The organism is Komagataeibacter ossonobensis (genome assembly GCF_057359305.1).
The window spans coordinates 26071-39299 of record NZ_JBXAYQ010000020.1 but is presented as its reverse complement, the minus strand read 5'-3'; the positions used below and the strand labels follow the sequence as shown (position 1 = coordinate 39299).

Sequence of the window (13229 nt, the reverse complement as noted above, 5' to 3'; positions counted from 1 at the left end):
AAGGCTGTTATAGCCTATAACGACCATGTCGCCCATATCGGGCATGAACAGGGGAACGGAGAGCGTTATGAAAACAGGCCTATTTAACAGGACATTATATAGCGTATGTGCGGCCGCCGTGCTGGGGCTTCTGCCCCCCGTAGGGGCGGTTGCCCGCGATAGTGTGGATCATGGGGCGGCCCCGTCGGGCAATATCAGCGTAGTTGCGCGCTTCTACGACATGCAGCCCTCGGGCATCGCAACCCTGCCTGACGGGCGCATTGTACTGGCCTTCCCGCGCAGTGCCGCCGACCATAAGGGACCACGCCTGGGCGTGCTGCACAAAGGCAAGGCCACCCCCTTTCCCGATGAGGCAACGCAGGCGCGTTTTGTCTCCCCCCTTGGCATGACGGTGGATGCAACCGGTCGGCTGTGGATCGTGGATGAAGGGATCGTCGCCGGACAGACAACACCAGCCGCCCCGTCGCTGATCGGGCTGGATGGGCATACAGGGCAGATCGTGGCGACCATACCGCTGGGCGCTGGTGCCACGCGGTCCGACAGCCATGTCAATGACGTGCGTGTGGACATGACACATGGTGCGCAGGGCACGGCCTATATCAGTGATACCTCGCTTATGGATCATCCGGCGATCATCGTTGTCGATATTGCAACCGGGCATGCGCGGCGTGTGCTGGAAAATGCCCCTTCGACCCGGGCGGAACCGGGCTTCGCCATGGAACTGGACGGGCAGATGCTGCGTTATGACATGGCGCACCCGGCCATGGGACAGGGGGGCATCGATGGTGTGACGCTGAGCACGGATTCAAGCCGCCTGTACTGGCAGCCCCTGTCCAGCCGCAGGCTTTACAGCGTGCCTACGGCGCTGCTGGCCGACCCTGCCGTCAAGCCTGCGCAGCTGGAACGCGCTGTGCGTGACGAAGGGGAAGATTCCGTGGTTGATGGTATGGCCACCGGCCCGGACAATACCCTGTACCTGACGGACATCGAACGCCATGCGGTGCTGCGCCGCACGGCGGACGGACATCTGTCCGTTGTCGCGCATGACCCGCGCCTGATCGCCCCCGATGGACTGACCCTGAATGACGGCGCCCTGTGGCTGACGGTCGGCCAGTGGGGACGACTGCCCGTGTTCCATGACGGTCACGACATGGAAGAGCGGCCATGGCTGGTGGTGCGCATTCCCCTGAAATAAGCCTGAAGGGCAAGCTGGAAAGAACGCATAATAATGGCGCATGACAGGCAGACCGCCCCTGGATCCGGCATCGTGAACCTGATTGCGGGGGTCGCCGCCACGGGCGGCCTCCTGTTTGGGTATGATACCGGCATCATTTCCGCAGCCCTGCTGCAGATCACCACAGATTTTACCCTGGGCACACTGGGGCAGCAGATCGTGACATCCGCCATCGTTGCCGGGGCGCTGGGGGGCTGTCTTGTGGCGGCCCCGCTGTCGGACCGGCTGGGGCGGCGTTACATGATCATGTTTGCCGCCCTTGTATTCATTGTCGGCACGCTGGTTGCCTCCCTGTCGCCCGGGGTGGTGGTGCTGGTCTGCGCGCGGTTCATACTCGGGCTGGCGGTGGGCATGTGTTCGCAGATCGTGCCGGTCTATATCGCGGAAATTGCCCCGCGTGAAAAACGCGGGCAGATGGTGGTCCTGTTCCAGCTTGCGGTTGTGTCGGGTATCCTTGTGTCCTTCATCGCGGGGTATCTGTGCCGCAATCAGTCATGGCGGCTGATGTTCGGGCTGGGCATCGTGCCGGCCGTCATCCTGTTTGTCGGCATGTCGGTCCTGCCACGCAGTCCACGCTGGCTGGCCATGAAGGGCAACCTGGAAGGTGCGTTCGAAGTGTTGCAGCGCCTGCGCAGCGACCCGCAGGCCGCGCGGACGGAACTGGATTCCATTGTCGCCATGCATGATGAACAGGCTCCATGGTCCGCGCTGTTGCAGCCATGGGTGCGCCCGGCAGTGATTGCATCGGTCGGGGTGGCGTTATTCTGCCAGATTACGGGCATCAATGCGGTGCTGTATTATGCCCCAACCATTTTCGCCGGCGTTGGTTTTGGACAGGCGTCCGCCCTGCTGACCTCGATTGCCATTGGGGTTGCCATGGTGCTGTCCACCGCGTTTGGCAGCTGGGCGGTGGATGCATGGGGGCGGCGCAGGCTGCTGCTGCGGCTTATTCCCGGTGCTGTTGTCTCCCTTATGGTGCTGGCAACAATGTTTGCCATCGGATCAACCCATGGCGTCAATACATGGATAACGGCAGCCGCGGTGGTCTGTTACGCCATATTCAATGTTGGCAGCCTGTCTGTCGCCATATGGCTGGTGGGGGCGGAGGTCTATCCCCTGTCATGCCGTAGCAAAGGTATGAGCCTGGTGGCGGCGACGCACTGGACGGCGGACCTGCTGATTTCCCTGACCACGCTGTCACTGGTACAGGCGCTGGGGGCGGCGGGTACGTTCTGGATGTATGCTGCAATCAACCTGGCCGCATTTGCATTTGTATGGCGTTATGTGCCTGAAACGCGCGGGCGGTCACTGGAAGAAATTGAAACGGCGCTTAAGGCGGGTACGTTTAATTCCCTGACCTGACCAGATAAATAAAAGTAAAAGTTTCTGGGTGCCGCCTTTTTTCAAAAAGGTGGTGTCCTGTCGAAGCTTTTTGAAAAAATCTTCACCAAAAACTTCTTTATGATTTTTTCAGATGTCCCAGGGGACAGGCTGTTTCAAACAGTCTCTGATAACACGGGTATGGCGGGACAGTGAAATGTCCGCCATGCTCTGGTTATACAGGAAATGGATATTCAGGGATGGAGATGTCCGCGCGCTGGTTCCAGCATGGGCGCGCGCCGACGTGGCGTGGGGGCAAGCAGTGGCGTTTCGGGCGGCAGAAGGTGATGAAGGATCTTTTCCCCAATGGCGGTCTGCCATAGCCACAGACTGTTGACCTGCCCGCGGAAACTGGTTTCGCCCCCCATCGCCCCGGTAGGGCGGAAACCCGATGCCAGACCCAGGCCAAACAGACCCGGAATTTCCTGTCCCGCCGCATTCAGGATACCGCATTCCGGGCCGGTCAGGCAGCCATCGGGGGTATCCGTGGACAGGGCGATCGGGCGGTCATGCGCATCGATCATGATGACGCGGCGGGGACGGTAGCCAAAACAGGCGATAATGGCATCGGCATTATCTATAATGGCCTGTACTTCCGCATGGTTGTCGTCCTTTATCTGCACATCGCGCAGGCGGGGTTCAGGCGGGGCGCCTGCAATGCCCATCAACTGCATGGCCAGGTCGCGCGAATCATAACGCAGGCCACCAAAACGGTACACAAACTGGCTGACCGGGCAGATATCATCTTCATGGAATTCCGTATATCCGTCCGCCACGGCTTCTTCCGCCGTACGGTAAAACAGCTTCAGGCGGGATTTGTGCAGCAGTGTCAGTTTGCCCGGTATGATGCGGTCCGCCATGTCACGCATTATGACGCGTGCGACTGACAATGCGCTGCTGGCGCCGCCGATGACGGCAATCCTGGGATTGTCCTGTCCGGCCGTCATGGCGCGTAATCTGGCGATGCCATCGGGGGAAAGCAGTTCGTCGGATTGCATGACCCTGCCTGCATGGCGGGGCAACAGGGGGCCTTCAGCCACCATTTCATCATGAAGCCGCTGTTCGGGTTGGTGCGCGCCCATCGCCAGTACCACCTTGTTGGCAATGATGTGTTGCGTATGCGCCCCATCACTGGAGATGAGATAGCCCCGCCATCTGCCATCCACGTTCTGGTGCAGGCTTTTAAGCTGCCATCCGGTCAGGATCCGTGACGCGGGATGGGCGGTGATGAGGGTTGTCAGCACCTGTCCCACGATATCCAGAAAATCCGCCACGACACGTAGCGGTAATGGAAGCCGCCCATGGTTGCGTATCATTTCCACCATGGGGTGATGAGTCAGGCGTGCAAGTTCGGGCACCGGGTTGTCGGTTATCGCATCGACGAATGTTTCGGCCGCGCTGTCGGAATTGATGACATATCGCCCCAGCATGCCCGAACCGATATGCGGCCCCTGTTCAACCAGGACAAGACCTTCATCCAGCAGGCGTGGCAGTTCGCCTATGCGCGATGCGGCAAGCAGGACGGCAATGGCGGCCGGGCCGCCACCGGCAATAAGGACGGGTGTTGCTGTATCTGTGGACATGGCTGCATGTATCCGTTTTCCATAGGTGATAAGGAACGGGGGCTTACATATCTGTGGCGTGGCAGGCGTTCAGCAGTTCCTGGCACACGTAACGTACCATTTCCGGCGTCATTTCATGCCATAACGGCAGGGACACAATGGAAGAGGCAAGCGCGTCGGTTGCCTGCAGGTCGCCTGCCTTGCAATGGGCAACAAAATAACTCTGTTCATACAGATGGGGGGAAAAATAGGTCGATGTGCCGATCCGCTTTTCTTTCATACGGGCAAGTATCGCATTGCGGTGTGACGCATATCGTGGTGGCAGGCGCACCGGCAGGAACTGATAGGACATGCGTGCGCCACGCTGCCGCTGGAAGCCGAAACCGGGCAGAAGATCGTAATACATCTGTTCTATGCGGCACTTCTTTTCAACCACACTTTCCAGATGGTCCAGTCCCGACAGGGCAAGTAACGCCCCGATTTCAGGCAGCTTGGAATTGAGTCCGGGCATTGTGGCGTGGCGGATCTTGCCAAAGCCGAAATTGCCCATTGCACGCAGGGCTTCGATCATGTCGGGGTTGTTGGCGTAAATGAAACCGCCTTCCCCAATTCCCATTGTTTTTGTTGCGTGCAGGGAACATATGATGGCATGCGGTGAACCAGTGCCGAATCCCTGCCCCTGTGCGTTATGGGCCCCAAGGGATGCTGCCGCATCTATGACAACGGGAATGCCTGTCTGTTTTTCCAGTTTTGTATAATGATTGATATCGGTTGCATTCCCGAACGTGGCATAGGGAAATATTGCTGCAATCTGTTCACCATATTCATGCAGTAATTCATTTTCCGCCGCATGGGACGCCATCCAGTCCGCGGGATCAATGTCACAGAACAGTGGCGTGAAGCCCGCCCACAACACGGCATGCGCCGCCGCTGCGAAAGTAAAGGACGGCATCAGAACATAACGCGCGACACGGGTATCCTTGTGGCGTGTCGCGTATTTCAGTGCCATCATCAAGCCGATTGTGGCATTGCATACCGTGACGCACTGGCCCACGCCATTGAACATCTGTTCAACCAGGCGTTTTTCGAATTGCTGATTTATTGGACCGTAATTGGTGTAGATGCCGGAATTTTCCATTGCGATAATGCCATCGGCCAACTGGCTTATTTTCGGAATATTTGAACGAATGAATGATATTTCCGTATGGGACATTTCTGTATTCCGGTTTTATGAAACAGATGGCCTGATCATGATGTCTGGCGAGTAAAGGAAAATGGCGCATCGCATCAACCGTATAAGTTAAAAGCAGATAATTCGTGTACATTCAATTCAAATATAAATATATTATTTACCACACGTTTATGTGATTACTGTGTGTGGATGAAACATACGATATTTTAAAATAACGTTGAAAATTCATGCAATTTCATGATTGATGAATCGTTCCCATCTACACGACATATTCATGGAATAAGTAAAACGATCTAATGTTATTTTGGTTTTGATGTAACCCAGTGACACGGGATGAGTGGCGTGATTGCGAAAAAAAAATGTGCGATTGTATTGAAGACCTATGCATGGGACAGCTTCGTACAACTGCAGTTGCAACGGTTGCAGGTAACGTTTCCTGAAAACGATATTTTTGTCTCTATTGATGAAACAAATGGCTTTACGGGAACCATTCCATATGAACGTGTACTGCGCACATGTAATGCGGACATGCTGGCGTTAGGGTTTGCCAACCGGTTTGAAAAAGGCAGCCTGTTATGGTGGAACGCCGATTACACCCATTATCAGGTGCAGTCCCGGATTCCGGATTATGATTACTACCTGTTCGCGGAATATGATGCCTGCATTGCCGGCAATGGTACCCGCCTGCTGGCTGACATGATCGCGGATGAGGCGGATTTCATATCCCATCCCATTGATGCAGGACCGGCATGGTACTGGCACCGCTTCCATACGGGTATTTACCCCGCAGGGCAGTTGCGGGCATCACTGAACTGCATTTCATTTTTTTCCCGTCGTGCCCTGACCCATCTGGCGCAACGGCGACGGGCAATGTCAGCCAATATGGATGAAACGGGTTTCTGGCCATTGGGGGAGGCCTTTGTCGCATCCGAAGTGGCGGCGGCGGACCTGACCTTCATTCCCCTGGCGCGGTATGGCGATGTTTCACGCTATTCCTGGTTTCCGCCAATACTGTCAACGGATCTTGTGCTGCCACAAAGCGGGCATACTTTCCTTCATCCCGTGCTGGACCAGAAAAGGTATATTGCAAGCCTGCTGCGGCAGACGCATTTCGTGCGTCATTACTTTATGCGTGGCAGTGAGCTACGGCGCGAACTTGGCCGCTTTCCGGGTGCCGTATCACGGTGGCAGCTGTACCGTGGCGCCATGCTGCGTGCGACCGAACGGTTGCGGCAGATATGTGGCGCTCCGTAAGGGTGGGTTCATGCCGGTTGTGACAGAAGTTTTTCCACAACGCGCTCGACTTCAGGTTCCCACGGGCCGGGCGCACAACCAAACACCTGCCGCAGACGTGTGCAGTCAAGTCGCGCATCCGGCGGCCGCCGTGCGGGTGTGGGCCAGTCGGCGGTGGTAATGGCTTCCATGACGGGCTGCGGATTGCCCTGCCTGGCTGCGGCATTGACCGCCGTACACGCCAGATCGTACCAGCTTGCCTGACCCTGTCCGGTTGCATGGTAGATCCCGGCATAGTCCGGTTTCCATCCGGTATCACGGATCTGCCTTATGATATGCATGATGACATCCGCCAGTGCATCCGCACTGGTCGGGTTGCCAATCTGGTCACTGACAACCCGCAGGGTCGGCCGTTTGGTTGCCGCATCGACCATGGTGCGGACAAAGTTGCGGTTATAGGGGGAATAGACCCATGCCGTGCGCAGGATGATGCTGTCAGGTTGCGCCTGCAGCACCGCCTGTTCGCCATCCGCCTTGGTCCGTCCGTAGACCGATCGGGGATCAACCGGATCGGTTTCCATGTAGGGACTGCCTTTATCTCCACTGAAAACATAATCGGTGGAAATATGGATCAGCGGAATATCCAGTTCGCGACATATCGTGGCAATGCGTGCGGGACCGGCATGATTGGCACGCTGTGCCCCCTCTACATCTGTTTCCGCGGCATCCACTGCGGTCCAGGCGGCGGCATTAACGACCACGGACGGGTTATGCGCCCTGATGACGGCATCAATCGTATCGGGTCGGTCAAAGTCGAAATCCGGTCGCCCGACCCGTACCACACCGTCACGGGTGGATAACGCCGTGGCAAGCTGGCCATGTCCCCCGGTTACCAGGATCGATTGCGTATGCATCACGTGCAGCTTCTTCTTTCATCTGAAACGGGAAGATCGGGCAGTTCCACGCCACTTCCGGAGATTGTTTGAAAATAAATCACTGATAAGAAATGATAAAATTTTTCAGGAGCTGTCTTTTATATATGAAACCAATCATCAACATTGGAGAAGGGAGAGGCTGCGGCATCCTTTTCCGACAGGATCGCGTCCTTTTCCGCAACAGGCCAGTCGATCGCCAGCAGCGGGTCATTCCAACGCACGGACCGTTCGCACTCACGATCCCAGAAATCGGTGCATTTGTACTGCACCTCGGCATTTTCACTTAATGTGCAGAAGCCGTGCAGGAAGCCGGTCGGGATCCATAACTGCGATCCGTTTTCCGCGGACAGGGTCGCGCCCACCCACTGACCAAAGGTGGGTGATCCCGCGCGGATATCCACGCCTACATCCCATATACTGCCACGGGTGCAGCGGACCAGCTTGCCCTGCGCATGGGGGGCAAGCTGGCAATGCAGCCCGCGCACCACGCCGCGCTGGCATGACAGGCTGTGATTATCCTGCACGAAGGGGCCGGGAATGCCGATTTCCTTCATGCGGGCCGCGTTGAACGTTTCTGAAAAATAGCCGCGTTCATCACCAAAGCGCGGCGGGGTGAGCAGAATCATGCCCGCAATGTTAAATGTCTGTATGTCCATGGGATTTCCTGTTCTTCTGTCCGGGCGGTGCGGTCCTGTCCGCGTTATGGCTTGGCGTGGTTTAGGAAAGGCTTAATGGCCGTCATCTGCGGGCGGTCCTGGCCATGGTCGGGTTCAAGCGTAAACATGTAATTGCCCCATAGCGGCCCCGCCGCCCAATAGGTCCATCCGTCCCATACATCCGCATTATCCCGCAGGTAGGACAGGATGGGGTCGAGCAGGGCGACGCATTCCGGCTGGCGGCTGACCCCGAATTCCCCCAGGAAGCCGTGTGCCTTGTGGGCATGTAGCCAGTCGGTGAAGGGCTTGAGGCGTGCAAGGGCCTGGTCTTGTGAAATACATGCCGGCTTGGTACCCGACGCATCGGGATCAAAATATTCATGCACTTCATAAACCAGACGGTTGGCAGGGTCGTGCAACTGTCCCAGCGCGTCACCATTCAGTTTCGGGAAACCCTGCGCACTGTCCCAGCCAATGCCGGGCACAAGGATGGTATTATGGCTGCCTGCCTTGCGGATGGCGTCAATTGCGGCCTGCACCGAATTTTTCCATGCCTCGGCCGAATGCTGCTGCGGTTCGTTCATCAGGCCGAACAGGACATGCGGGTTATTGCCCAGTGCTTGTGCCAGCCGGGACCATAAATCGGCAAAGGCTGAATCCGGCACGCCAGCGGACCCGACTTCCTGCCCACGGTAGCGCCCGTAATCATGGATATCCAGCACGGTTGTGGCACCCTTGCCTTGTGCATAGGCAATGAACTGCTGCACGCGCTGCAGTTCCCTTTCATCCAGCGGGCCATTCAGGGTCGGCTGAAGACGTTCCCATAATACCGACAGGCGGAATGTGTTCATGCCCTGCGCCGTAAAATAATCCACCTCCGCAGGTTTGGGATAAAGGTAGTCATACCCGTAACGGCCCGGCAGCTTGGAGGAGGAATAGGCAGCCCCCGCAAGGTTTACGCCACGATATGTCTGCGCATCAGCATGCAGGGCAGGGGAAAGTGTCAGGGTCGCTGCGATCAGGCCGCCGTACAGACAGCGGCATAAGCGGGAAGAGGGAAATGATTTCATGCGATATGCTCCGCTGTGGGCATAAGCCGGTTGAAACGGAATGATTTCGGACGTTCAGGCGCCTTTTCCCTGATTGCGGGTTCCGATGGCGCAACGACGCTGTTGGTCGTGCCATACAGGAACCACAGCAACGCCGCCGTCTTGATGGTAAAGACCGATGCGCCGATGCACAGGGATGTGGAAAAATAAAGCGAGATCATCGCCTTCATCGATATGGCGGCTTCGGTCCGCGCCGGATGCAGGGTGAACAGCGCCAGCAGGAACAGCGTCAGCGGCAGGCCAAGGTTGTTGATGATATAGGCATAACCCGTATCGGCCGTGTACACCTGCGATGGCGCCATGGCGAACCATTGCGACAGGTTCCAGTAATCCAGCAGCCGACCGGAAAACAGCAGTCGGCCGGAAAAGTTGTCCCCGATGATGGAAGGCAGGATTCCGGGCATTTCGTGGTTGGCGCCCTGCAGCATCAGGCCCATCATCACCGTGACCGGCATGGCGAACACCACGAAGCGTGAACGGTAAAGCGGCGTCACACGCAACAGGATCATGCCCAGCGCGCAGCCCGAGGCAAAGCGCGAATCCGCCAGCACGAAACACAGCGCGGACAGGAAGAACAGGAACGCATGCCGCAGCCGGGAGCCAAGGTTTGTACTGAGACACCATGCAAACCCGATGGCCGAGAAGTTACCCAGTGAATCCGGTTCCAGGAACAGCGACGACACACGGTGTGATCCGAATATGGACTGGAAAAACGTACGGGATGCGGCAGCCCCGCGGTTTCCGCTGATAAACAGGTTCGTATTGCTGTAATTGACCGTGCTGCTGCTGATGACGCCCTTGTTCACGTAATAGGTCCAGACATCGAATATGGTGCCGAACAGGTTGGTGAACAGCAGTTCGAAAAAGCCGACGAACATGATCATGGCCATCATCACCCACATGGTGCGCTCACCCGATCGCAGGGTGGATCGGGTGCCCAGCTGGTAAAAGACATAGGCAATGGCCAGGTCATGCAGGATCTTCATGTCCAGCCGGGGATTGATCAGCTTGGCCCCGATCTCGAAACAGATCATCACACCCGTAATGCGCACCACGGCAGGGGAAATCGTGTTGCGCACTTCGATAAACGCCAGAAAGATTATGGCCAGTTCGCACAGCACGATTTCCGAACTGCGGATCGTAATGACATGACGCGTGTTGATGAAACACAGGACAAGGTTGAAGATTGCCCCGGCCACCACCAGCCATGATACACTATCCGCCCGTGACAGGACGGGTGCGCTGGCCATGGACCGGTGGGGAAGGTGGGCATGCGCTGTGGCAGACATGACTATTCCCGTATCAGACGCGTGACGCATGGGTATCCGCACCCTGCCGTGGGGAAACCGGACGGACAGGGGACGGCTGGACAAGCAGCGCATTACCCAGCCGTCGGCCAAGGTTATGCAGGGGCAGTTCCAGTACATTATAGGTTATGGCCGCCAGCGCCGTGGTCAGTACGACGGTCACGATCCCCAGTCCCGCCTGGCTAAGGGAGGGATGTGACAGCATGGCGGAGGTCCCCACGACATGGCCCATCATGCTGAACACCATCAGCATGATGGGCAGGTGCAGCAGGTAAATGCCATAGGACAGTTCCCCAATGGCGATGACTGGCCTGCTGAGCAACACGCGGTACTGCCGTCCCGATGCATACAGGTCACGGATCAGTATGAAGGCTGCGACAGTTTCAATCATGTCGGGGATACGTTCGGGCAGGCCGGACCCGGCAAGGGCATAACGGTCATACAGCAGCACGACCAGCGCCAGCAGCGCATAAAGTCCGTGACGGGGGGAAAGTGTCGTCGGCAGCAGCGGAATCAGCGCGCCGGCACCAAAGGACAGGGCAAAGACCGTACCCACCTCATGCGGCAGGGGCAGCAGGGCAATGGCCGCAAGGCCTACCAGGGTTACCACCCGCAGCCGTGGCGCGCGCACCAGCCAGAACAGGAACGGAAAGGCCACGGAATACATGAGTTCCACCCGCAGCGACCACATCGGCCCATTATAACGGGTGAAAACGCCCGCGACCGACATGACTGTGTTGCGGATGGATACGGGTGTCCGCAGATTACGCGACAGCCACCCGACAAAAACCCCGTCACCAACCCATCCGCGCGCAACAATCATGCTGGCAATGGCCAGCCCGATGGAAAACCACAGCAGCGGATAGATCCTGAACACGCGCTTGATATAGAAACTAGCAACAATCCGGCCCGTCAGGCGCGTGTATTTGCGTAATGACAGCGACAGGACGCATCCGCTGAGTACAAAGAACAGCACCACCGCCGCTTCCGCATTGAATGCGTAGGTCACGATGTCATGCACGGCCGCCTGTACCCCCGTGCGTTGCGGGTTCTGGTACCGAAAAACCTGTATGGCATGCCCGAACAGCACCACAAGGCATGCAACGCCACGCAGGGATGTCAGCTGGTGCAGATAATTTCGTTCCGTTCCCGAAGTTTCTGTCACAGACGACATCGTCGGTTCCCCCGGTGCATGAATGGCATGGCGTGATGAAGGCAATACAGTGATTCTGTTATGGCGTAATCAGCGTATCAGAATATAAATGTAGAAAACATGCAAAATGTGCCTACACAATTCTTTGTGCCGCCGCCTTTATCACGGCACGATCATGTCATGATCCTGCCGCAATCACACTGTGGATTTGGCGCAACGCAAATGGGGTCGCGCGCTGGCCCGGCCATAATTGCAAGATCGATATGAACCCCAGGGGCCGCACGCCATGCGCATGCGGCCTGCCGCCACTGTGGCGCACGGCAGGAGACTATAGTTCCATGACGCGCTCCCTGTTTATTTCCGTCCATGATTTCAGGAGTTTGCGCAAGGCGAGTGTCCATTTCATCGCAGCGGAGATGGCCCGCCGTGGCCCGACAGCCTTCCTGTCCATCGGGTTAAGTGCGCTGTCGCTGCGACGCGGTGATACGCGCGCCAGCCTTGCGGACCGCGCCAACCGGGTGGAAACGGTGGATGGCGTGGAATGCTATCTGTGGCGCATGAAATGGCATCCGTTCAACATGCGCCGTGCGGCGCTGGCCCCGGTGGAGCGGGGGCTGTTCTGGCTGTATCGCCAGATGCTGCCCGCCATTGCGCGAAAATGGATACGGCGTGCCGATACTGTCTTTATTGAATCCGGCATGGCGCCGATATTTATTGCCGATGTCAGGAAACTTAATCCGTCAGCCCGCATTATTTACCTGATGTCCGACGATCTGGAAGTTGTAGGCTGTGCGGATACCATCAAGAATGATTTTGTGCGAAATTTCGACATGATCGACACGGTGCGCATGCCTTCGCGCTATCTGCTTGACCGTCTGCCCCATGCGCGTTCGGCCGTTTTCGCACCGCATGGCATTGATCGTGGCATTGCCGAAAAAACCTATCCCAATTCCTATACACCCGGTCGAACCAGTTGCGTCTCGATCGGGTCAATGCTGTTTGACCGCAGCTTTTTCCAGATCGCGGCATCACTGCGGCCGGACATTGATTTCCATATTATCGGTGCGGGCCGTGCGGCGGATGGGCTGGTGGCGGACAATATCATCATCCATCCCGAAATGGCGTTTGAACGTACGCTGTCCTATCTCCAGCACGCCAGTTTTGGCGTCGCACCCTATCGTGACGCCAATACGCCGCGTTATCTGCTAGATACGTCACTCAAGCTGCGGCAGTTCGCGCTGTTTGGCATTCCCGCTGTCTGCCCCGATTTTGCACTGAACAATACGGCCGGGCGGTATGGGTACCGGCCGGGGGACGCACAATCCATCGGACATGCGATTGATGCGGCGCTGCACGCATCGGACGTGATTGAGCTTGACGCCCATAGCTGGCCCGAAATCGTGCAGCGTATCCTGACCCCCGAAGCCTATCCCGACACGCATGTCTGAATACAGGCCTGTCCCTGCGT

At 57.3% G+C, this 13229-nt stretch carries 11 protein-coding genes; 4 read left to right on the top strand and 7 right to left on the bottom strand.

Features of this window, described 5'->3' with window-relative positions; all coding sequences use genetic code 11:
* Positions 1–67: 67 nt before the first annotated feature.
* Together AC1RQ9_RS11865 and AC1RQ9_RS11860 are read left to right on the top strand one after the other, a co-directional pair.
* Positions 68–1195, top strand: coding sequence for an L-dopachrome tautomerase-related protein (locus AC1RQ9_RS11865; RefSeq protein ID WP_485987096.1), 1128 nt, complete (start codon positions 68–70; stop codon positions 1193–1195).
* A 33-nt stretch (positions 1196–1228) separates the two neighbouring features.
* The gene (locus AC1RQ9_RS11860) at positions 1229–2596 is read left to right on the top strand and encodes a sugar porter family MFS transporter (RefSeq protein ID WP_485987095.1); all 1368 of its coding nucleotides are present in this window, start codon (positions 1229–1231) and stop codon (positions 2594–2596) included.
* Between the two features lie 212 nt (positions 2597–2808).
* On the opposite strand, the gene AC1RQ9_RS11855 is transcribed toward AC1RQ9_RS11860, so the two are convergent.
* Both AC1RQ9_RS11855 and AC1RQ9_RS11850 read right to left on the bottom strand, forming a co-directional pair.
* Positions 2809–4197: an aminotransferase DegT gene (locus AC1RQ9_RS11855; RefSeq protein ID WP_485987094.1), complete on the bottom strand. Its 1389-nt coding sequence runs from the start codon at positions 4195–4197 to the stop codon at positions 2809–2811.
* Between the two features lie 43 nt (positions 4198–4240).
* A complete protein-coding gene (locus AC1RQ9_RS11850) occupies positions 4241–5314 on the bottom strand; it encodes a DegT/DnrJ/EryC1/StrS family aminotransferase (protein ID WP_485987092.1) in 1074 nt (357 codons plus the stop codon).
* A gap of 582 nt (positions 5315–5896) precedes the next feature.
* On the opposite strand from AC1RQ9_RS11850, the gene AC1RQ9_RS11845 reads away from it, so the two are divergent.
* Positions 5897–6622 (top strand): hypothetical protein, encoded by a 726-nt coding sequence (locus AC1RQ9_RS11845; protein WP_485987091.1) that lies wholly within the window; start codon positions 5897–5899, stop codon positions 6620–6622.
* A gap of 8 nt (positions 6623–6630) precedes the next feature.
* On the opposite strand, the gene rfbD is transcribed toward AC1RQ9_RS11845, so the two are convergent.
* The 5 genes from rfbD to AC1RQ9_RS11820 form a co-directional block, all read right to left on the bottom strand.
* Positions 6631–7515, bottom strand: a complete 885-nt coding sequence (gene rfbD / locus AC1RQ9_RS11840; protein ID WP_485987111.1) for a dTDP-4-dehydrorhamnose reductase — start codon at positions 7513–7515, stop codon at positions 6631–6633.
* Positions 7516–7634: 119 nt separating this feature from the next.
* Positions 7635–8192 carry a dTDP-4-dehydrorhamnose 3,5-epimerase gene (gene rfbC / locus AC1RQ9_RS11835; protein ID WP_193733832.1) on the bottom strand — a complete coding sequence of 186 codons (558 nt, stop codon included), beginning with the start codon at positions 8190–8192 and terminating at the stop codon, positions 7635–7637.
* A 44-nt stretch (positions 8193–8236) separates the two neighbouring features.
* Complete coding sequence (locus tag AC1RQ9_RS11830) at positions 8237–9262, bottom strand: glycoside hydrolase family 5 protein (RefSeq protein WP_485987090.1); 1026 nt, start codon at positions 9260–9262, stop codon at positions 8237–8239.
* Entirely contained in the window at positions 9259–10590 is a 1332-nt protein-coding gene (locus tag AC1RQ9_RS11825) for a polysaccharide polymerase (RefSeq protein WP_485987088.1), read from the bottom strand. The genes AC1RQ9_RS11830 and AC1RQ9_RS11825 overlap by 4 nt, the downstream gene beginning before the upstream one ends.
* A gap of 13 nt (positions 10591–10603) precedes the next feature.
* Positions 10604–11782 (bottom strand): acyltransferase family protein, encoded by a 1179-nt coding sequence (locus AC1RQ9_RS11820; protein WP_485987087.1) that lies wholly within the window; start codon positions 11780–11782, stop codon positions 10604–10606.
* 317 nt (positions 11783–12099) lie between these two features.
* Between AC1RQ9_RS11820 and AC1RQ9_RS11815 the strand changes: the two genes are divergently transcribed.
* Positions 12100–13209, top strand: a complete 1110-nt coding sequence (locus tag AC1RQ9_RS11815; protein ID WP_485987086.1) for a GumK N-terminal domain-containing glycosyltransferase — start codon at positions 12100–12102, stop codon at positions 13207–13209.
* Positions 13210–13229: the final 20 nt, after the last annotated feature.

Coding starts and splice junctions, on each gene's coding strand:
- AC1RQ9_RS11865 (WP_485987096.1), top strand. CDS start 68: ATGAAAACAGGCCTATTTAACAGGACATTATATAGCGTATGTGCGGCC.
- AC1RQ9_RS11860 (WP_485987095.1), top strand. CDS start 1,229: ATGGCGCATGACAGGCAGACCGCCCCTGGATCCGGCATCGTGAACCTG.
- AC1RQ9_RS11855 (WP_485987094.1), bottom strand. CDS start 4,197: ATGTCCACAGATACAGCAACACCCGTCCTTATTGCCGGTGGCGGCCCG.
- AC1RQ9_RS11850 (WP_485987092.1), bottom strand. CDS start 5,314: ATGGAAAATTCCGGCATCTACACCAATTACGGTCCAATAAATCAGCAA.
- AC1RQ9_RS11845 (WP_485987091.1), top strand. CDS start 5,897: ATGCTGGCGTTAGGGTTTGCCAACCGGTTTGAAAAAGGCAGCCTGTTA.
- rfbD (WP_485987111.1), bottom strand. CDS start 7,515: ATGCATACGCAATCGATCCTGGTAACCGGGGGACATGGCCAGCTTGCC.
- rfbC (WP_193733832.1), bottom strand. CDS start 8,192: ATGGACATACAGACATTTAACATTGCGGGCATGATTCTGCTCACCCCG.
- AC1RQ9_RS11830 (WP_485987090.1), bottom strand. CDS start 9,262: ATGAAATCATTTCCCTCTTCCCGCTTATGCCGCTGTCTGTACGGCGGC.
- AC1RQ9_RS11825 (WP_485987088.1), bottom strand. CDS start 10,590: ATGTCTGCCACAGCGCATGCCCACCTTCCCCACCGGTCCATGGCCAGC.
- AC1RQ9_RS11820 (WP_485987087.1), bottom strand. CDS start 11,782: ATGTCGTCTGTGACAGAAACTTCGGGAACGGAACGAAATTATCTGCAC.
- AC1RQ9_RS11815 (WP_485987086.1), top strand. CDS start 12,100: ATGACGCGCTCCCTGTTTATTTCCGTCCATGATTTCAGGAGTTTGCGC.